The sequence below is a fragment of the Niveispirillum sp. FG148 genome (assembly GCF_057809655.1).
Genome location: NZ_JBMDKJ010000012.1, coordinates 117,522 through 137,357 on the forward strand (window position 1 = coordinate 117,522; position 19,836 = coordinate 137,357).

A 19,836-nucleotide genomic window follows, 5' to 3' on the forward strand; every position below is an offset into this window, starting at 1 on the left:
CTGGCGGGGTTCTCACCGGCCTCGCTTCACTTCATGCACCATCTTGTCCAGTTCCTGCAGGAACCGGCTCTTGTCCGATTTCGACATGGGCGCGTTGCCGCCCTGGACTACGCCCATGTCGCGCAGGTCCTGCATCAGGGCGCGTGACGCCAGGGCGGACCCGATATTGGCCTGTGTGAAGGGGCGGCCGTTATTGCCCAGCACCTTGGCGCCCTTGTCCAGGCAGCGTTTGGCCAGCTGAATATCGGCCGTCACCACGATGTCGCCCGGCCCGCACTGTTCGGCAATCCAATTATCGGCCGCGTCGAACCCGTCCGACACGACCACCATCCGCACCAGCCCGCCCGGCGGCACGCGCAAGGGGCCGTTGGCCACCATATGCACCGGCATGGCATAACGTTCGGCCACGCGGAATGTCTCCTCCTTCACGGGGCAGGCATCGGCATCGATGTAGATTTCCAGCATGTACAGGTCCGGCAGCGGGGCGGGCGGGGCGATGGCCCTATATCGGCCATGGCGGCCGGCTTGCCAAGCGCGCGCAATCTCCGTAACAACGGGGCAGCCATCCCTCCGCTCCGGGGCCCCGCCGTGATACCGCCTGACGATGCCCCGCCGCCCTTTGATTGCCAGTCCTGCGGGGCTTGCTGCGCCTATGACGCCGACTGGCCGCGTTTCACCTTGGAAGAGGATGAGGCGATCAACCGCATCCCCGTCGCCCTGGTGGCCGACAATGGCTCCGGCATGCGCTGGACCGGCGAACGCTGTGCCGCCCTGGGTGGTGAGGTGGGCAAGCATGTCGCCTGCGGCATCTATGCCGACCGCCCCATCGTCTGTCATGATTGCGTGGCGGGGGATGAAGCCTGCCTGATGGCGCGGGAGCGCTATGGGATGTCGCTCGTCGCTGACATCAAAGCGTAACCGCCTGCGCCTATGGTCCGGCTTCCCGTTTCCATCTGCCGGACCCGCCCCCGATGCGCCTCTTGCCCCTGTTGACCGCCGCCATGCTGATCGTGCCCGCCGTCGCCGCCTTCGATCTTCAGGCCCATCGCGGCGGCCGCGCCCTTTGGCCGGAAAACACCCTGCCGGCGTTCGAGCGAGCCATTGATCTGGGCGTGGATACGCTGGAGCTGGACACGGGCCTGACCAAGGATGGCACGCTGATCATCGCCCATGAACGGCATGTCGACACCAACCTGGCCCGCGACGTATCGGGCAAATGGGTGGAGGGGGCGCAGCCCACCTGGCACAGCCTGACCCTGGCCCAGGTCCAGACCTATGATGTCGGCCGCATCCGGCCCGACAGCGCCTATGCCAAGCGCTTCGCCCGTCAGCAATCCATCGACGGCACCCGCGTTCCCACGCTGGCCTCCCTGTTCGATCTGGTGAAGCGCAAGGGTGACAGCAAGGTCCGCTTCAATATCGAAACCAAGATCGACCCGACGGCGCCCGCCGACACGGTTGATCCGGAAAGCTTCGCCAAGGCCTTGGTCAAGGCCGTGCGCGATGCCGGCATGGAAAGCCGGGTGACGATCCAGAGCTTTGACTGGCGCACCCTTCAGGTGGTGCATCAGATCGCCCCCACCATCAGCACGGCCTATCTGACCATCATCGATCCGGAGGAAAGCAACGTGTCGATGACGGGCAGCAGCCCGTGGACGGCCGGCTTCGACCCGGTGAAACATGGAGGCAGCTTGCCCGCGGCGATCAAGGCCGCGGGCGGCACCATCTGGTCGCCCTATCACGTCAACCTGACGCCGGAACTGGTGAAGGAAGCCCAGGCCCTGGGCCTGAAGGTCCTGCCCTGGACGGTGAACGAGGAAGCTGACATGCAGCGGCTGATCGGTTGGGGTGTGGATGGGCTGATCACCGACGACCCGGTGCTGGGCAGGCGGGCTCTGGGGCGGTAACCGTTACGCAAAGCCCCGCGCGGGATTGTCCGCTGGGCGTTGCAGCCAGTTGCTGGCCGGATAGGCGCAGGCCCCGTCCACCACATGCACGGCATAGGCGTGGCGGGATTTGTCGGACCGGTTCGGGCCCGACAGATGCGGCAGCAACCCATGTAGCAGCACCAGCGTGCCGCGCTTGGCCTCCAGCGGCACATAGCCATTCTCGGGCGTGCAGTCGGGCCAGGATGTGTCGTCCAGCACATCCATGCGTACGCCACCCTCGTCGGTGCGGCTGAACATCTTTTTCAGCCCGTCCCGGTGCCCGCCGGGCAGGGCCCACAGGCAGCCATTTTCCAGGGTCGCATCCTCAATGGCGAACCACAGGCCCGTGACGCTCATGGGTTCGGTGTAAAGGAAGGTGCTGTCCTGATGGCACACCACCTCGCCCCCGATGCGCGGTTGTTTGAAGATATACATGGATTGCATCAGCAGCGGCTGCGCCATGCCGATCTCGGCGGTGATCGCGGCCAGCCGCGGATCGCGGGAGAAACGGTCAAACGCGGGGTCGCGGTCATGCAGGGCATGGCCGATCTTGTTGATCGACAGATGCTTGTCCTGGCGCAGCCGGCCTGCCTCATCAAACGCCTCCTCCTCGAAGAAGAAGCGGATCTGATCGCCCGACGACAGGAAATAATCGTCCGACGTCTTCTGCTGGTTCAAGGTGGAGAAGATGGAGGCATGGGCATCGGCGTCGAACCCGTCGATCAGGGTCGATATGCGCGCCATCAGGGCCTGACAATCGGAGACCGACGCAAAATCCGGGATCACTAGGAACCCGTCGCGGTGATAGGCATCGATCTGGTCTGGCGTCAGGAAGGACATGGCGGTCGCGTCGATAAAAGGGCGGGAGCTGCATCATAGGCAAAGGCACGGCCGGCAATCCAGGGGTCAGTAATGCCCGTCATTGCCTTCCGGCTTCACCACTCGCGGCTGGCCGTCGCTGCCCAGATAGATCGCCAGGATCTTTACGGGCTCTTTGCCCAGATTGCGGCCATTGTGCCAGACATTGGTCTCCACAAAGGCGTCGCCGGCCTTGAACACCCGGTCGGGCAGACCCTGCGCCGACACCGTCACCTCGCCGGACACGATATAGCCGACGACGGGCATGGGATGGCGGTGCAGCCCCGTCTCCCCGCCGGGCGCCAGTTCCACCAGCAGGGCGGATACCCGCGCCGGCCCGTCGGGATATTTTAACGGCTGTCCGTCACCCGTCACCATGCTGTCCAGCAGGGACTGGGCCGTCAGCCCCTTGGCGTCGGCCAGTGCCGGGGCGGGGGACAGCAGCAGGCTGGTCAGCAGCAAGGCGGCGGCGCGGTTCATGGTCCCCTCCGGTCGGTTCAGTACCGGGACAGGATACATGAACCGATCCGACAGGGGGCGTGCTTACTGCCCCAGGGCGCGGGCGCGCAGGAAATGGTCGGCCAGCACGGTCGCCATCATCGCCTCGCCCACCGGCACACCGCGGATGCCGACACAGGGATCGTGACGGCCCTTGGTCAGGATATCCGTTTCGTTACCGTAAATATCCACGGTCTGCCGCGGGGTCAGGATCGAGGAAGTCGGTTTGACAGCGAAACGAACAACGATTTCCTGGCCAGTGGAAATGCCGCCCAGGATGCCGCCGGCATGGTTGGACAGGAAGACGGGCTTGCCATCGGCGCCCAGGCGCATCTGGTCGGCATTCTCTTCGCCGGTCAGGCAGGCGCTGTCGAAGCCGGCGCCGATTTCCACGCCCTTGACGGCGTTGATGGTCATCATGGCGCGGGCCAGATCGCTGTCCAGCTTGTCATAGATCGGCTCGCCCCAGCCGGCGGGCACGCCGCTGGCCACCACCTCGATTACGGCGCCGACGGACGATCCGGCCTTGCGGATGCCGTCCAGGTAATCGGCCCACAGGTCGGCCGTCGTGGCATCGGGGCAGAAGAACGGGTTTTCGTCGACCTGCGCCCAGTCCCAGCGGGACCGGTCGACCTTGTGCGGGCCCATCTGCACCATGGCGGCGCGGATGGAAATGCCGCCGCCGGGCACGGTTTCCAGCACGCGCCGGGCCACGGCGCCCGCCGCCACCCGGCTGGCGGTTTCGCGGGCCGATGAACGGCCGCCGCCGCGATAATCGCGGATGCCGTACTTGGCCTGATAGGCATAGTCGGCATGGCCGGGACGGAACTTGTCCTTGATGTCACCGTAATCCTTGGACCGCTGGTCCTCGTTTTCGATGAACAGCATGATGGGCGTGCCCGTGGTCTGGCCCTCGAACACGCCGGACTTGATCTGCACCCGGTCGGGCTCGCGCCGCTGGGTGACATATTTGCTCTGGCCGGGTTTGCGCTTGTCCAGAAAGGTCTGGATGAAGCCCTCGTCCAGGGGCAGGCGCGACGGCACCCCGTCCACGATGCAGCCGATGGCGGGGCCATGGCTTTCGCCGAAGGTGGTGAACCGGAACAGGGTACCGAAGCTGTTGCCCGCCATGACCCGATCAGCCCTCGCCCATGCCGGCCAGCAGCTTGCCCGTCTCCACGGCGGCATCGACCTGCACCATGCCGACAGTGTGATAGCCGCTGTCGACATGCAGATTCTCACCCGTCACGCCGCTGCCCAGGTCGGACAGCAGGAACAGGCCGGCATTGCCCACCTCGGTAATGGTGACGTTGCGGCGCAGCGGCGCGTTCAGCTCGTTCCATTTCAGGATATAGCGGAAATCGCCGATGCCGCTGGCGGCCAGCGTCTTGATCGGACCGGCGGAGATGGAATTGACGCGGATGCCCTGCGGGCCCAGGTCGTTGGCCAGATACTTGACGCTGGCTTCCAAGGCTGCCTTGGCCACGCCCATGACATTGTAGTGCGGCATGACCTTTTCCGCGCCATAGTAGGACAGCGTCAGCAGGCTGCCGCCCTCATTCATCAGCGGCACGGCGCGCTGCGACACGGCCGTGAAGGAATAGCAGGAAATATCCAGGCTCTTCAGGAAGTTGGCGCGGGTGGTATTAAGATACATCCCGTCCAGTTCATTCTTGTCGGAAAACGCGATCGCATGCACCACGAAATCCAGGCCGCCCCACTTCTCCTTGATCGTCTCAAAGGCGGCGTCGATGCTGGCCTCGTCCGTGACGTCACAGGGCAGCAGGATGTCGGAACCCACCTGATCGGCCAGCGGCTTCACGCGCTTCAGCAGCGCATCGCCCTGATAGGTGAAGGCCAGCTGCGCGCCGTGCTGGGCCGCGACCTGGGCGATGCCCCAGGCGATGGAACGGTCATTGGCGACACCCATGATAAGGCCGCGCTTGCCGGCCATCAGGCCACCGGCGATCGGGCTGCTGGAAGGGGTGGGGGCGCTGTGCGTCATTTTCTTCTCTCCGTCATGGCCGCTCGGCCATAAATGGCGCGCATCCTACACGAACGGAATTGAGGGTCAAACGCATGCGGGGCGGGGCAGGGTCTTGGGGGGACGGAATGGGCAGATTGGTGCCCCTGTTGCGCGATGGCGGCGCCATCCTGGCGCATGCCGCCCGCCGCTTCAAACGGGACAAGGGCTTCGTGTCGGCCAGTGCCCTGACCTACACGACGCTGCTGGCGCTGGTGCCGCTGCTGACCGTGGTCTTCACCATCTTCACGGCCTTCCCGGCCTATCGCCGGCTGCGTCAGCAGGCGGAAAGCTTCCTGTTCCAAAGCCTGGTGCCGCAGGTCGGCGATCAGGTGCAGGCCTATGCCGCCACCTTTGTCAACAAGGCCGGCGCCCTGACGGGCCTGGGCGTCATCGGCCTGTCGATCACGGCCATCCTGCTGTTCTTCTCCATCGAAGGCGCCTTCAACGCCATCTGGCGGGCGGCGGAGCCGCGGCCCATCGTGACGCGGCTGCTGTCCTTCTGGGCCGTGCTGACCATGGCACCGCTGCTGCTGGGCGCCAGCCTGTCGCTGGGCACGGGCATGCTGGCCCAGATCAAGGCGGCGGGCGCACCGGGGCTGGCCACCCTGCTGGCCACCGTGCCCCTGCTGTTCGAGGTGGCGGCCTTCACCTTGATGTATCTGGCGATCCCCAACCGGGAGGTGGCGTGGAAGGACGCGCTGGCCGGCGGCATGGTGGCGGCCCTGGCGACAGAGGCAGCCAAGACCGGCTTCGGCTTCTACCTTTCCCTTTTCCCATCCTACGAAGCCATCTATGGCGCCCTGTCGGTGGTGCCCATCTTCCTGCTCTGGCTATACACGCTGTGGTCCGTTGTCCTGTTCGGGGCGGAGGTGACGGCGGCCCTGCCGGAATGGCGGGCCGGTCGGTTGCATGGGGAGGAAGGGCCCCTGCCGTCGGGGCAGCGCCTGCTGGTGGCGATGGGGGTCCTTGATACGCTGCACCAGGCCAGCCAGCACGGGTCGGGTCTGAAGCGGGAGGCCATCGCCCGGCTGGTGCCCGTCGGGGCGTCGGTCATTGACGGCATGCTGGAAACCCTGCGCGCCGCCCGTTGGGTGGAGCGTACGGCGCGCGGGGGCTGGATGCTGTCGCGTGACCTGCACCGGGCCACCCTGGCTGACCTGCGGGCGGCCCTGGACCTCGCGATTCGGGGCGATCTGTCGATGGTTGGCCGCTTCGCGCCGGCCTGGACGCCTGTTGCCGCTGATTTGATCACAAATGCCGAGCAGGCCGGCCAAAACGGGCTAAACGTTTCGTTGGTAACGATTCTTGCATCGCAAAATGACCCGGCATCCCAGCCGGAGAGCCGCTGAGGCGTTGTTACCGGTGCGTTACCGGGGTGCAGGGGCGCCACGGTGGCGGGGCGATTGCGGTCCGGCGGAATCCCTGCCTTTCGACCTAGGCAAGTGCAAAGATGCAACGGTGCCGAGCAATGTTGAGTCACCAATGTGAAACACCTATTGCAAGCGCGAGAGATTAGATTGTTATTTGCGGACAGCAGCTATGCGGCTCGCCCATCGCTCCGGATTCGACCGGGGCATGGGCGCCCCCGGTGCCGATAAACGGTGGCTGGGGACTGGGGCAACCCAATCGGTGTCCACCAACGGGCACCAGGAAAAGGGAAAGAGATAGATGAAGCAGTCCGTATATTCCGCGCGGTCGATCCGCAGCCTCCTGCTGGCCGGCGCCGCCGTGAGCGCTGTGGCCCTGTCCGCCGCTCCGGCAATGGCCCAGGAGATTGAAGAGATCGTTGTGACCGGTTCGCGCATCGCCTCGCCGAACCTGGTTGCCACCAGCCCGATCACCGTGGTCGGCCAGGACGAAATCAAGTACCAGGGCACGACCCGCGTCGAAGACCTGATCAACAGCCTGCCGCAGGCCTTCGCCTCGCAGACCAGCCAGGTGTCGAACGGTTCGACCGGTACTGCCACCATCGACCTGCGTAACCTGGGTGCCGTCCGCACGCTGGTTCTGGTCGACGGCCGCCGTCTGCCGCCGGGTTCGCCGGGTTCGGGCGGTTCCGCTCCCGACATCAACCAGATCCCCGGCGCCCTGATCGAACGTGTTGAAGTCGCCACCGGTGGCGCCTCCGCCGTGTACGGCGCCGACGCCGTCGCCGGCGTTGTGAACTTCATCATGAAGGACGATTTCGAAGGCGTGGCCTTCGACTACCAGTTCTCCTTCTACCAGCATAACAATGACAACGGCATGGCGCAGGACGCCGTGAACCGTGGCAAGTACCCGCTGCCCGACGACAGCGTGACGGACGGCTTCACCCGCGACGCCACCGTCGTGATGGGCGCCTCCACGGAAGACGGCAAGGGCAACGTGACGCTCTATGCCGGCTACCGCAAGATCGACGCCATCCTGCAGTCCGAGCGTGACTATTCCGCTTGTACGGTTGCTGCCGGCGCCGGCGTGTGGAACTGCTCCGGTTCGGGCACGTCCTTCCCGACGCATATCATCGCCACTGCCGTCGGCGGCGGCAAGGCCCCGGGCAATGCCCAGATCGATGCCAACGGCAATGTCGTTGCCTACTATCAGCCGTACAATTTCGGCCCGCTGAACTACTATCAGCGTCCGGACGAGCGCTACACCCTGGGCGCCTTCGGTAAGTACGAGATCAACGAGAACGTCACCGCCTATACCCAGTTGATGTTCATGGACGACCAGACGGTCGCCCAGATCGCTCCGTCGGGTATCTTCGGTCAGACCTTCAATATCCGCTGCGACAACCCGATGCTGACGGCCGCCCAGAAGACCGCTTACTGCGGTACGCTGGCCGGCACCAGCAACCCGGTCAGCATGACCCTGCTGCGTCGTAACGTGGAAGGTGGCGGTCGTCAGTCCGACCTGCAGCACACCTCCTGGCGCATGGTCGGCGGCTTCAAGGGTGATGTCGGCGGCTGGGACTATGACGTCTATGGCCAGTATGCCCGCGTCAACTTCGCCCAGACCTACTACAACGACTTCTCCATCTCCCGCATCGGCCAGGCCCTGGACGCGACGACCAACGCCGCTGGCCAGATCGTCTGCCGTGACGACAGCAATGGCTGCGCGCCGTACAACATCTTCACGCCGAACGGCGTGACCCAGGCTGCCCTGGACTTCCTGCAGACCCCGGGCTTCCAGCGCGGCTATACCGAGCAGAAGATCGCCTCGGGCAGCATCTCCAAGGACCTGGGTGACTATGGCCTGACGATCCCGACGGCCTCCACGGGCATCGCCATCGCCATCGGCGCCGAATACCGTGAAGAGCACCTGTCCCGTACCGTGGACAGCGCCTTCGCCTCCGGCGATCTGGCTGGTCAGGGTGGTCCGACGCTGGGTGTTGACGGCGGCTTCGACGTCAAGGAACTGTTCGGCGAATTGCGCGTCCCGCTGGTCGAAGACGCTCCGTTCGTGAAGCAGCTGACCCTGGACCTGGGCTACCGCTACTCCGACTATTCCAACTTCGGTGGCACCGACACCTACAAGATCGCCGGTGACTGGGCCCCGATCGACGACCTGCGTTTCCGCGGCAGCTACAACCGCGCCGTTCGCGCCCCGAACGTGCAGGAACTGTACACGCCGCAGGGCCTGGGTCTGTTCAACATGGACTATGATCCCTGCGCTGGCGCAACCCCGGTCTTCACGGCCGCCCAGTGCGCGAACACGGGCGTCTCGGCCGCCCAGTACGGCAAGATCATCGACAACCCGGCCGGCCAGTACAACTCGCTGGATGGCGGTAACCCGAACCTGCAGCCCGAAACCTCCGACACCTACTCGATCGGTTTCGTGGCCACCCCGGCGGCCATCCATGGCCTGTCGCTGACGGTTGACTACTTCAAGATCAAGATCAAGGACGTTATCGGCACCGTCCCGTCGGATCTGGCGGTCAACCTGTGCGGCACCACCGGCAACCAGTCCTTCTGCTCGCTGATCACCCGCGATCCGACGTCCGGTTCGCTGTGGCTGGGCACCATCGCCAATGTCAAGGCGACCAACGTCAACATCGCCTCGCTGTCCACCTCGGGCATCGACGTCGATCTGGCGTACAAGTTCGACCTGGAAGATGTCGGCGTGAACGACATGGGCTCGCTGGGCTTCAACTTCGCCGGTACCTGGATGGAATCGGCCGAGAGCGAGCCGCTGCCGGGCGAAGGCGTGTATGACTGCGTGGGCCTGCATGGTGCCACCTGCGGCGTGCCGACCCCCGAATGGCGTCACCGCTTCCGCACCACCTGGGCTTCCCCGTTCGACGTGAACCTGTCGGTTTCCTGGCGTTACATCGACGCCGTGAAGGCGCAGGGCACCTCGGATAGCCCGCTGCTGAAGGGCACGGTCAATCCGCTGAACGAAAAGCTGAAGGCGATGAACTACTTCGATCTGGCGGCCACCTACAGCCCGATCGAAAACCTGTCCTTCTCGGCCGGCGTGAACAACGTCTTCGACAAGGATCCGCCGCTGTCGTCCGTCCTGGCTTCGGTCTATGGTAACGGCAACACCTATCCGGGCACGTACGACACGATGGGTCGCTATGTGTTCATGGGCGCCCAGGTCAAGTTCTGATCTGGTCCTCACCGGACAAGCGTATGGGAATGGCGGGGCTTCGGCCCCGCCATTTTCATTTGGGGGCCGCCGACGCCTTCGTTTATTTGGTCCCATGAAATGTCACAGGGGCAGGCGCTTTCCCGCCGCCCCGCTGCCGCAATCCGGCCGTGATGGGGGATCAGCCTGATCCTCATGTCCATGGCAGTGGATTGGATCGGCACATGAAAAAGACAATCATTCTGGCCGCTGTCGCAGCGGCGTTCGCATCCCTGATGCCGCTGGGCGCGGCATGGGCGGGCGATCATCGGCATGGCCGCGGCCATGACCATCATCACCATTATTATCATGGCCATGGCTATGATCGGGGCCGGTACTACCCGCCGCCCTATTATTACCGGCCGCCGCCGCCGCCCCCGGCCTACTATTATTATTATGCGCCGCCACCGCGGCCGCCGGCGGCCATCATCTATCGTGACTATGGCTATGGCAGTTCGCTGAATTTCGAGCTGCAACTGCGCGACCGGCGATAACAGGGCGCGGTCGGGTCAGACCGGTATCAGGTCGAAGGCAATGGTGATGCGCGGCACCTCATCCTGGAACGGCACGGTGCCGTGCCAGTAATGGGACGGGAACAGCACCATCCGCCCCGGCTGCGGCTGTACCGCATGAACCGCGGGCAGGTCGATTTCCGGCCCCAGATTGGGCACGCCGAAGGTCAACCAGCCGGACTGGTCGCCAGCATGGGCGGCCGGGGGAACCTGCAGATAATAGACGCCGCTGATCCAGCCTTCCGGGTGGATATGGTGGGTGTGGAAACCGCCATCGCGCAGCCGCGACGACCAGGAGCCGGCAAAGCTGAGCCCCCGTCGGCGGCGGCCAAAATGCGGATGGGCCTTGTCGTCCGGCATGCTGTCGATATGCGCCTGGACGGCGGCCAGAATCTGGTCGCGCAGGGCCACCAGCGGGGCATCGTCGCGATGGGCGAACAGATTGGCGCTGGTCTGGGTACCCTTGCGCAGGGTCAGGTGGATCGGCTCGTTCACCGTGTCGTGCAGCCGGTCCAGCAGCGCCAGCGTCTCGCCCAGGAACCCGTCCAGGCTGTCCCAGCCTTCCGGCGGCGGCAGGTCCAGCACGGCCACACAGCGGTCCAGATCCATGCCGTGCCCGCCATCGCCGCCTTCCAACCGGCTGAGTGTGGCCAGCAGCGCCAGGGCATATTGGTCATGCGGGGCCTGCCGCAGCGTTTGCTGGGCGACCACCCGCGCGGCCGCCCGGTCCCCCGAACGGGTCAGGGCCAGGGCCAGATCATTTCGGACCGGGATATTGTCCGGATGCATGCGCGTCAGCCGGTCCAGCAGCGGCACCGCCTCCGCCGGTCGATCCGCCCGCAGCATCAACGCTGCCTGCCGGCGCAGCACGGCAGGGTCGTCCGGGGCCAGCGCCAGCGCCAGGGCACAGTTCTGCAGGGCGGCGTCGACGAAGCCGAATTCGGCCTGCAGCTCCGCCGCGATGTCCAGGGCCCGGGCCGACCGCGGCTGTGCTTCCATTACGGCATAGATGGCGGTGAACACCTCGTCCAGCCGGCCCAGTGTCCACATGCGCCGGGCCAGATTGCGGTGCGCGTCGCGGTCCAGCGGATCGCGGGCGATGGCGGCCCGGAACGCCTCGATGCTCTCTTCATACCGGCTGAGGTCGCCCAGGATATTGCCCAGCAGCAGCCAGCCATCCTTCGCTGTCGGCGCTGCCTGTACGGCCCGGCGGCACAGCGGCTCGGCTTCCGCGTAGCGGTGCTGCTGACGCAGATTGGACGCCAGGTTGATCAGGGCCAGCGGATGGTCGGGTGCCAGGGCCAGGGCCTGGCGAAGGGTCATCTCCGCCTCGGTTGCGCGGCCGCTGTCGCCCTGAACCAGGGCCAGCATCAACAGGCCGGGCACATAGGCGGGGGCCAGACGCAGGGCGGTCCGGCAGGCCGCCTCCGCGTCCTCCAGCCGGCGCAGGGCGTGCAGGGCCTTGCCCCGGTGATAGTGGAATTCGGCATTGCCGGGCGTCAGGGACAGGGCGCGGTCGTAACAGGGCAGGGCCTCTTCCGGCCGGTCGGCGGCCAGATGCAGATTGCCCAGATTGCTCCACACGCCCGGCTGGCGCGGGTTGCTGTCCAGCGACCGCTGCATGAAGGTCAGGGCCAGATCCGGTCGCCCCATATTCTTGGCCAGCAGGCCCAGAAGCTGCAAGGCGTCGGCATTGCGGGGGTCGATCGACAGGACCTGGCGATAGGCCTGCTCGGCTTGGGGAAAACGTCCCGCCTTCTGCGCGGCCAGGCCCGCCTGCAGAAGCTGTACAATGATCTGACCGGGTGCCGCCGCCATGCCCCCTCCGGTCAGATCGGAACGGCCAGATGGCCCAGTTCGGCCACTACCTGTTCATAGGTGGCGCGCTTGAAGGGCACGATCAGCCGGGTCAGCTTGTCCAGCGGCACCCACTGCCAGGCGTCGAATTCCGGATGTTCGGTCTCGATATTGATATCGGCATCGGTCCCGGTGAAGCGGCAGGCCACCCATTTCTGGGTCTGTCCGCGGTACCTGCCGCCCCAGACCTTGCCCAGCAGATGGGTCGGCAGGTCGTAGGACAGCCATTGCGTGCTCTCGGCCAGCAGTTCCGCCTTGGCGGTGCCGATCTCCTCTTCCAGCTCGCGCAGGGCGGCGATGGCGGGGGTTTCGCCCTTGTCGATGCCGCCTTGCGGCATCTGCCAGGCGTCCGGCGTGTCGGTGCGCTTGGCCACGAAAATGTGACCGTCGCGGTTGATCAACATGATGCCGACACAGGGGCGATAGGGCAGGGTCGCAGGGTCGGGCTTGTGCTTGGCCATTTGTATCTTCGGAATGCTGAACCGGTTTGTTGCAGCAACCCTATCCCACGCCTGGGGGCGCCGTCACCTGTCGTTTGGCCTCAGTCGAAACGGGCGCGGCGAAGCTCGGACTGGCGGTCGCTGCCGGGGTCCATGACGGCCCTGCGCAGGTCGGTGGCCGCGAAATTGGCACCGGTGAAATTGGCACCAACCAGCAGGGCATGACGCATGATGGCCCCGCGCGCGTCGGACCCTGCCAGATTGGTGTCGCGCAGGTCGGCGGGCCAGTCCTTGCCCAATGGCTTGCCGTCCGCGTCATGCAGCGGTACGGCGGCGAAATGGGCATCCAGCAGGCTGGTCTCCCGCAGGTCACAGCGGGCCAGATTGGCACCGTCGAATACGCTGTCCCGCAGGTCGGCGCCGCGGAAGCTGGACCCGGTCAGTTTCGCCATGCGCCAGACGGAGCTGCGCAGATTGGCCTTGTCGAAGTTGGCTTGCAGCAGCTCTGCCCCGGACAGGTCACAGCCGGTCAGGTCGGCCCCCGTCAGATCGACCCGGCGCATGACCAGTCGCTTGCCATCCTGCCCGTTGGAGATGATCCAGCGTTGATGCAGGGCGATCGCTTCGCGCAGCTCCGGCGCCAGTTTGCCATGGTCGGCGCTGAACATGGCGCCGTCAGTATAGGCGGCCTTGAAATTGGCATCGGTGGGGGAAACGTTGCGCAGCCTTGCATCGCGCAGATCGGCACGGGCGAAATCAGCCCCTGTCACCCTGGCATTGTCCAGGATGACGCCCTTCATCTTGGCCTGCTGGAAACTGGCGCCGCGCAGGTCGGCGCCCGACAGGTTGGCGGCGAACAGATGTGCCCCGTGCAGGTCGGCGCCGGCCAGATTGACATTGCGCAGATCGGCCCCGCTCAGGTCCGCCCCGGCCAGGGAGGCACTGGACAGGTCGGCGCCCGCCAGATCGGCCGTGCGCACGATCCTCTGCTGCACCTTGCCAACCCAGACCACCAGCTGGCCCTGGCGCAGGTCGGCCCGGTCCAGTTGCGCGCCCTGCAAATTGGCGCCGGCCAGATTGGCGCCCCGCAGGTCGGCAGAGATGAGGCTGGCACCCTTCAGATCGACCCGCGCCATGTTGGCGCCGAACAGGTCGGAACCGTCCAGCGTGGCGGCCCGCAGGCCGGCCCCTTCCAGGTTGACGCCACTCAGCAGGGCCGTGCGCATGTCGGCCCGTTCCAGCCGCGCATCCCGCAGATCCATGGATTTCCAATCCAGGCGCTGGCCGCCCTGCCGGCCTTCCAGGAAGCGCTGGTGCAAAACCAAGCTCTGCTTCAGGTCTTGTCCGGTTGCCACAGATGTCTCGGGTGCTGCGTCCAGGGTTAGTACATTGAAACCATACATAACCCGGACCAGCGAAGGGGTGGGAAAAAACATCAGCCCGGACGTATAGCACGGATGCGGGCCGTGACCTGTTGCCCCGCCGGCGACTCCCGCGACTCCATGTTTCACTGCTGCGCCGCACCACCGCACCGCAGCAGTAATAATGCCCCACAAGTTTCGGAATCTGTGCACGAATCCGCACCTGACAGCGCTCGAACGGGTTCGAAAATAAGTCAGTAGAATTGACCTATTTTGTGGGTTACGGTCCACCTCAGACAGGGTCAATATTCGGGTCCGATAGAGCGGCCCGATAGGGGAGGGGTCACAATGGCAAACGCCGCCCGCACGCTTGCGACCGTCACGCTGGACGACAAATATACCCTTCAGCAGGGCCGGGCCTTCATGACCGGTACGCAGGCCCTGGTGCGCCTGCCCATGCTGCAACGGCAGCGCGATCAGGCCATGGGCCTGAACACGGGCGGCTTCATCTCCGGCTACCGCGGCTCGCCGCTCGGCGCCTATGATCAGGCCCTGTGGCAGGCGCGCAAGTTTCTGGCGAAGGGCGGCATCCATTTCCAGCCCGGCGTGAACGAGGAACTGGGCGCCACTGCCGTCTGGGGCAGCCAGCAGGTCAACCTATGGCAGGGCGCCAAGGTCGATGGCGTGTTCGGCATCTGGTATGGCAAGGGGCCGGGCGTGGACCGGTCCATCGACGCCCTGAAACACGCCAATTTCGCGGGCACCAGCCGGCACGGCGGCGTGCTGGCCTTTGCCGGCGACGACCATAGCTGCAAATCCTCCACCCTGCCGCACCAGTCCGACCAGGCCTTCATCCATGCCTTCATGCCGACCATCAATCCGGCCGGCGTGCAGGAATTCCTGGATATGGGACTGGTCGGCTTTGCCCTGTCGCGCTATGCCGGCGCCTGGGTGGGCTTCACCTGCATCGCCGACACGATCGACACCACGGCCATTGTGGAACTGGACCCGCTGCGTGTGGAGATCAAGGAGCCGACCGATTTCGAACTGCCGCCCGGCGGGCTGAACATCCGGCTGCATGACACGCCGCTGATCCAGGAAGCCCGCATGATCGACTGGAAGCTGAACGCCGCCAAGGCGTTCGCGCGGGCCAACAAGCTGGACAAGGTGGTCTTCGGCCATCCCCAGCCGCGCCTGGGCCTGGTCACCATCGGCAAATCGTACCTGGATGTGCGTCAGGCCCTGGACGAGCTGGAAATCAGCGAGGAGATGGCCCGCGACTGGGGCCTGGGCATCTATAAGGTGGCGCTGGCCTGGCCGCTGGAGCCGGAAGGGATGCGCGCGTTTGCGTCCGTGACGGACGAACTGCTGGTGGTGGAAGAAAAGCGCTCCGTCCTGGAATTCCAGATCAAGGAGCAACTGTTCCACTGGGACCGCCGGCCGCGCGTGCTGGGTAAGACCGATCATACGGGCAGGCCCCTGTTCACGGAAAAGGCGGAACTGAACCCCGTCGATATCGCCCGCGTCCTGGCCGCGCGCATCCTGTCCTTTGGGCCCAACGACTATGTGTCGGAACGGCTGGCCCGGATGGAGCATCGGGTGAACCAGACGACGGCGTCGTCCACGACCGTGCGCACGCCCTTCTTCTGTTCCGGCTGCCCGCACAACACCTCCACCCGCCTGCCCGATGGCAGCCGCGGGCTGGCCGGCATCGGCTGCCATTACATGGTCACCTGGATGGGCCGCAACACGGAGGTGTTCAGCCAGATGGGCGGCGAGGGCGTGCAGTGGATCGGCCAGTCGCCCTTTGCCGGGGAAGGCCATGTCTTCGCCAATCTGGGCGACGGCACCTATTTCCATTCCGGCATCCTGGCCGTGCGCGCCGCCGTGTCGGCCAAGGTGAACATCACCTACAAGATCCTCTATAACGACGCCGTCGCCATGACGGGCGGCCAGCCCGTGGACGGCACCCTGTCCGTCTATGACATCGCCCAGCAGCTGGACGCGGAGGGTGTGTCGCGCATCGTCGTGGTCAGCGACGGGCCGGAGAAGTACGGGCTGGGTCGCGGCTTGCCGCATGGCACCAAGATTTTCCACCGTGACGAGCTGGATCAGGTGCAGCGCGATCTGCGGCAGGAAAAGGGTGTCACCATCCTGATCTATGAACAGACCTGTGCCGCCGAGAAGCGCCGCCGCCGCAAGCGCAACAAGTATCCCGATCCGGCGCGCCGCGTGGTCATCAATGAACTGGTCTGCGAAGGCTGCGGCGATTGTTCGGCCAAGTCCTCCTGCCTGTCCATCGTGCCGGTGGAAACCGAATTCGGCCGCAAGCGCCAGATCGACCAGTCGGCCTGCAACAAGGATTTTTCCTGCCTGAAGGGCTTCTGCCCCAGCTTCGTGACCGTGGAAGGCGGGTCCTTGAAGAAGCCGAAGCCGGCCGCCGCCAAGGGCGACGATTGGGGCCCGCTGCCGGAACCCGTGATCCCCGTGCTGGACAAGCCGTGGAACATCCTGGTCACCGGTATCGGCGGCACGGGTGTGGTCACCATCGGCGCCATCCTGGGCATGGCCACGCATCTGGAAGGCCGCGGCTTCACGGCCATGGACATGGCCGGTCTGGCGCAGAAGGGCGGGTCGGTGACCAGCCATCTGCGTATCGCCGAACGGCCCGATCTGATCCATGCCAACCGCATTGTGGCCGGTGGCGCCGATCTGGTGCTGGCCTGCGACATCGTCGTGGCCGCCAATGCCGACGCCCTGTCCAAGATGGCCCCGGGCCGTACGCAAGCCGTGGTGAATACCGCGGAAACGATGACGGCGGCCTTCATCGCCAACCCCGACGCCACCGTGCCGTCCACGGGCCTGACGCGCACCATCGCCTCGGCCGTGGGCGGGGCGGATGCCGTATCGGCCATCGATGCGCAGAAGATCGCCACGGCGCTTTGCGGTGATAGCATCGCCACCAACCTGTTCATGCTGGGCTATGCCTGGCAGAAGGGGCTGGTGCCCACCTCCGCCGCTGCCATCGAAAAGGCCATTGAGATGAATGGCGCGGCGGTGAAGATGAACATGGATGCCTTCCGCTGGGGCCGCCGCGCCGCATTGGATCTGGCCCGCGTGCTGGAGGCGGCGACGCCCAAGCCCGACAAGTCCGGTGCCTTCGGCCATCGCCGCACGTCGGAAACGCTGGCGGAGATGGTGGAACGCCGTGTCGCCTTCCTGACCGACTATCAGGATGCCGCCTATGCCGGCCGCTACAAGGCCGTGGTGGATCGCGTCATGGCGGTGGAGGCGGAGCGCACGCCCGGCCGCGACGCGCTGTCCCGTACCGTCGCCCGCTACCTGTTCAAGCTGATGTCCTACAAGGACGAGTATGAGGTGGCGCGGCTGTACAGCGACGGCCGTTTCCAGGCCCAGATCGCGAGCCAGTTCGAAGGCGATTACAAGCTGAAATTCCATCTGGCCCCGCCGGCCACGGCCCCGCGCGACCCCGTCACCGGCCACCTGAAGAAGCAGGAATTCGGGCCCGCCATGATGCTGGGCTTCAAGATGCTGGCCCGGATGAAGGGGCTGCGCGGCGGCAAGCTGGACATCTTCGCCCGCAATCCCGAACGCGTGATGGAACGGCAGCTGATTGCCGATTATATCGCGGTGGTGGAGGAGCTGCTGGCCGGCCTGTCGCCCGCCAACATGCATCTGGCCGTCGACATCGCCGCCATCCCGGAACAGATCCGCGGCTACGGCCATGTGAAGGAAGAACATCTGGCCAAGGCCAAGGCGGCGGAAGCCGACCTTCTGTCCCGCTGGCGCCAGCCCACCGCCCCGATCAGCCAAGCGGCGGAGTGAGGGCAAGAGGGGCGGCCGGGAGCGAGACACCTGGCCGCCGCACCATCAGGTGCCGCTCGGCCCGTCCCAGGGGTTCACAAGACCCACGCCGGTGGCGGAGAAATCCGCGATGTTGCGGGTGACGACCGACATGCCGTGAATCAGGGCCGTGGCGGCGATCAAGGCATCCCGTTCCGCCCGTGGATCGGGGACATGCAGTCGCGCGCAGCGCGTGGCGACGGCCTCATCCACGGGCAGCAGGCGTGCGGCAAATTCCGGACGCACCATGCTCTCCAGCCACTTGCGCAGGAGAGCGCCCTGTGTGGCGTCGCGCCGTTGTACGCGCAGAGTACCGATCTCCAGTTCCATCAAGGTGATAACCGACAGATAGAAATGGTCGGCATTCTGCTGTGACAGCCATGCCGTGACATTGGGATCGGCCTTGCCGTCGCCTGCTTTGCGCAGTTCGGAAACGACATTGGTGTCCAGGACGTACATCAGGGGAAATCTTCCGCCCGAAGCTGCAGCGCTGCCTTGGGTGGATCGAAGTCGATCTCGGACATGCCGGGCATGGACAGGGCGTCGACCAGATTCCGCTTCTGCCCACCGGTCAGGCGCTGGTATTCCGCGTAGGAGAGCAGCACGAAGGCGGGCTTGCCCCGATCTGTAATGACCACAGGGTTATGCTCGGCGGCCCGCTTGGCCTTGCCGACATCCTGATTCAGCTCTCGGCTGGATACGGTCGTAACGGGCATGGGCGCGCCTCCCTCAGAATGTAGTCACGTTACTACATCGGCGGTTTGGCGCCAAGGGCCGACCGCCAGCCCCTACAGCCAGCCGCGCCGCTTGAAATACAGAAACGGCACCACGACCGACACGATCATCAGGACGATGGCCATCGGGTAGCCGAATTCCCAGTCCAGTTCCGGCATGAAATGGAAATTCATGCCATAGATGCTGGCGACCAGCGTCGGCGGCAGGAAGACCACGGCCGCAATCGAGAAGATCTTCACAATATTATTCTGCTCGATCCCGACCACGCCCAGCAGCGCGTCAAGCTGGAAGGCGATGTTGGACGACAGGAAGGCCGTATAGTCGGTCAGCGACTGCGCATCCTGGCTGAGCGTCTTCAGCCGTGCCCGCAGACCCTTGTCGTTGGTCATTTCGCGCACCGTGGCGGTGAAGGCGATGATGCGGGTCAGGGTCACCAGGCTTTCGCGGGCCTTGGCCGTCAGGTCATGGGCACGCGCGATGCGCTTCAGCAGCAGATGCTGCTGGTCGGAATTCAGATGTCCCTGGTGCCCCTCGATCAGCAGTTCGCGGGCGACCGCGGTCACGTCGCGGCCCGCCCCTTCCAGCACGTCGGCAATGCGGTCCAGGATGGCATCCAGCAGCGAGATGAAGGCGGAAACGCCGTTCTCCAGCTTCACGCTTTGCTTCGTCACCTGATTATGGAAGCCGTAGAAGGGCTTGGGGTCATCAAAGCGCAGGGTGATCAGCGTCTCCCCCGTCAGCACGAAGGTGATGTCCATCGTCTCCGGCACGGGCGCATCGGCCCGGCACAGGACCGTGGCCGTCATGAAGGCGCCGCCCGCCTCGCGGTACAGCCGCGACGACAGCTCGATCTCGCGCATCTCTTCACGAGTCGGCAGCTCGATCCCGAAGGTCTGCTCCACCAGCTGCCGGTCGGCGGCGCTGGGGGCGTTCAGGTCGATCCAACAGGATTGTCGCAAAGCCTCCGTCGACGGCATGCCGTCCACGGGCTCGTTGCGACCTTCAACCATGCGGTAGGCGCGGATCATCGGCCTTCTCCCCCGCAAAAACACGACCTGGATGCCTCGCCTTTACTCCTTTCAATTCGCCGGGGGAAGCGAAGTTTCGCCGCATCGAAGGCAACTCTGCGCTGGTGCGGCGTCCCGGTTACGG

Annotated in this window: 17 protein-coding genes; 6 read left to right on the forward strand and 11 right to left on the reverse strand. The window is 65.3% G+C overall.

The window, feature by feature from the left end:
• Window positions 1-12: 12 nt before the first annotated feature.
• Window positions 13-462: a YaiI/YqxD family protein gene (locus tag ACODTW_RS14630; protein ID WP_488946790.1), complete on the reverse strand. Its 450-nt coding sequence runs from the start codon at window positions 460-462 to the stop codon at window positions 13-15.
• 126 nt (window positions 463-588) lie between these two features.
• Here ACODTW_RS14630 and ACODTW_RS14635 point away from each other — a divergent pair, with 126 nt between their 5' ends.
• Both ACODTW_RS14635 and ACODTW_RS14640 read left to right on the forward strand, forming a co-directional pair.
• On the forward strand, window positions 589-918 hold the full coding sequence (locus tag ACODTW_RS14635) for a YkgJ family cysteine cluster protein (RefSeq protein WP_488946758.1): 330 nt from the start codon (window positions 589-591) through the stop codon (window positions 916-918).
• A gap of 53 nt (window positions 919-971) precedes the next feature.
• Window positions 972-1,907, forward strand: coding sequence for a glycerophosphodiester phosphodiesterase (locus tag ACODTW_RS14640; protein ID WP_488946759.1), 936 nt, complete (start codon window positions 972-974; stop codon window positions 1,905-1,907).
• A gap of 3 nt (window positions 1,908-1,910) precedes the next feature.
• Here ACODTW_RS14640 and ACODTW_RS14645 read toward each other — a convergent pair whose 3' ends face one another.
• The 4 genes from ACODTW_RS14645 to fabI all read right to left on the reverse strand — a co-directional run bounded on the left by ACODTW_RS14645 (window position 1,911) and on the right by fabI (window position 5,289).
• The gene (locus tag ACODTW_RS14645; protein ID WP_488946760.1) at window positions 1,911-2,768 is read right to left on the reverse strand and encodes a phytanoyl-CoA dioxygenase family protein; all 858 of its coding nucleotides are present in this window, start codon (window positions 2,766-2,768) and stop codon (window positions 1,911-1,913) included.
• 66 nt (window positions 2,769-2,834) lie between these two features.
• Window positions 2,835-3,266 (reverse strand): cupin domain-containing protein, encoded by a 432-nt coding sequence (locus ACODTW_RS14650; RefSeq protein ID WP_488946761.1) that lies wholly within the window; start codon window positions 3,264-3,266, stop codon window positions 2,835-2,837.
• A 63-nt stretch (window positions 3,267-3,329) separates the two neighbouring features.
• A complete protein-coding gene (gene aroC, locus ACODTW_RS14655) occupies window positions 3,330-4,415 on the reverse strand; it encodes a chorismate synthase (RefSeq protein WP_488946762.1) in 1,086 nt (361 codons plus the stop codon).
• 7 nt (window positions 4,416-4,422) lie between these two features.
• Window positions 4,423-5,289 (reverse strand): enoyl-ACP reductase FabI, encoded by an 867-nt coding sequence (gene fabI / locus ACODTW_RS14660; protein WP_488946763.1) that lies wholly within the window; start codon window positions 5,287-5,289, stop codon window positions 4,423-4,425.
• Window positions 5,290-5,408: 119 nt separating this feature from the next.
• Between fabI and ACODTW_RS14665 the strand changes: the two genes are divergently transcribed.
• From ACODTW_RS14665 to ACODTW_RS14675, 3 genes are all read left to right on the forward strand, one after another.
• Window positions 5,409-6,659, forward strand: coding sequence for a YihY family inner membrane protein (locus ACODTW_RS14665; RefSeq protein WP_488946791.1), 1,251 nt, complete (start codon window positions 5,409-5,411; stop codon window positions 6,657-6,659).
• 319 nt (window positions 6,660-6,978) lie between these two features.
• On the forward strand, window positions 6,979-9,897 hold the full coding sequence (locus ACODTW_RS14670) for a TonB-dependent receptor plug domain-containing protein (protein WP_488946764.1): 2,919 nt from the start codon (window positions 6,979-6,981) through the stop codon (window positions 9,895-9,897).
• 203 nt (window positions 9,898-10,100) lie between these two features.
• The gene (locus ACODTW_RS14675) at window positions 10,101-10,409 is read left to right on the forward strand and encodes a hypothetical protein (RefSeq protein ID WP_488946765.1); all 309 of its coding nucleotides are present in this window, start codon (window positions 10,101-10,103) and stop codon (window positions 10,407-10,409) included.
• Window positions 10,410-10,424: 15 nt separating this feature from the next.
• Here the strand turns inward: ACODTW_RS14675 and ACODTW_RS14680 are convergent, their stop codons facing one another.
• The 3 genes from ACODTW_RS14680 to ACODTW_RS14690 all read right to left on the reverse strand — a co-directional run bounded on the left by ACODTW_RS14680 (window position 10,425) and on the right by ACODTW_RS14690 (window position 14,079).
• Window positions 10,425-12,245: a tetratricopeptide repeat protein gene (locus ACODTW_RS14680; RefSeq protein WP_488946766.1), complete on the reverse strand. Its 1,821-nt coding sequence runs from the start codon at window positions 12,243-12,245 to the stop codon at window positions 10,425-10,427.
• Between the two features lie 11 nt (window positions 12,246-12,256).
• Entirely contained in the window at window positions 12,257-12,745 is a 489-nt protein-coding gene (locus ACODTW_RS14685; protein ID WP_488946767.1) for an RNA pyrophosphohydrolase, read from the reverse strand.
• An 80-nt stretch (window positions 12,746-12,825) separates the two neighbouring features.
• On the reverse strand, window positions 12,826-14,079 hold the full coding sequence (locus ACODTW_RS14690; protein ID WP_488946768.1) for a pentapeptide repeat-containing protein: 1,254 nt from the start codon (window positions 14,077-14,079) through the stop codon (window positions 12,826-12,828).
• 354 nt (window positions 14,080-14,433) lie between these two features.
• Here ACODTW_RS14690 and ACODTW_RS14695 point away from each other — a divergent pair, with 354 nt between their 5' ends.
• On the forward strand, window positions 14,434-17,931 hold the full coding sequence (locus ACODTW_RS14695; protein WP_488946769.1) for an indolepyruvate ferredoxin oxidoreductase family protein: 3,498 nt from the start codon (window positions 14,434-14,436) through the stop codon (window positions 17,929-17,931).
• A gap of 45 nt (window positions 17,932-17,976) precedes the next feature.
• Here ACODTW_RS14695 and ACODTW_RS14700 read toward each other — a convergent pair whose 3' ends face one another.
• The 3 genes from ACODTW_RS14700 to ACODTW_RS14710 form a co-directional block, all read right to left on the reverse strand.
• Entirely contained in the window at window positions 17,977-18,408 is a 432-nt protein-coding gene (locus ACODTW_RS14700) for a type II toxin-antitoxin system VapC family toxin (RefSeq protein WP_488946770.1), read from the reverse strand.
• Window positions 18,408-18,665 (reverse strand): type II toxin-antitoxin system Phd/YefM family antitoxin, encoded by a 258-nt coding sequence (locus tag ACODTW_RS14705; RefSeq protein WP_488946771.1) that lies wholly within the window; start codon window positions 18,663-18,665, stop codon window positions 18,408-18,410. Before ACODTW_RS14705 ends, ACODTW_RS14700 begins: the two co-directional genes overlap by 1 nt.
• Window positions 18,666-18,737: 72 nt before the next feature.
• A complete protein-coding gene (locus ACODTW_RS14710; RefSeq protein ID WP_488946772.1) occupies window positions 18,738-19,712 on the reverse strand; it encodes a magnesium transporter CorA family protein in 975 nt (324 codons plus the stop codon).
• Window positions 19,713-19,836: the final 124 nt, after the last annotated feature.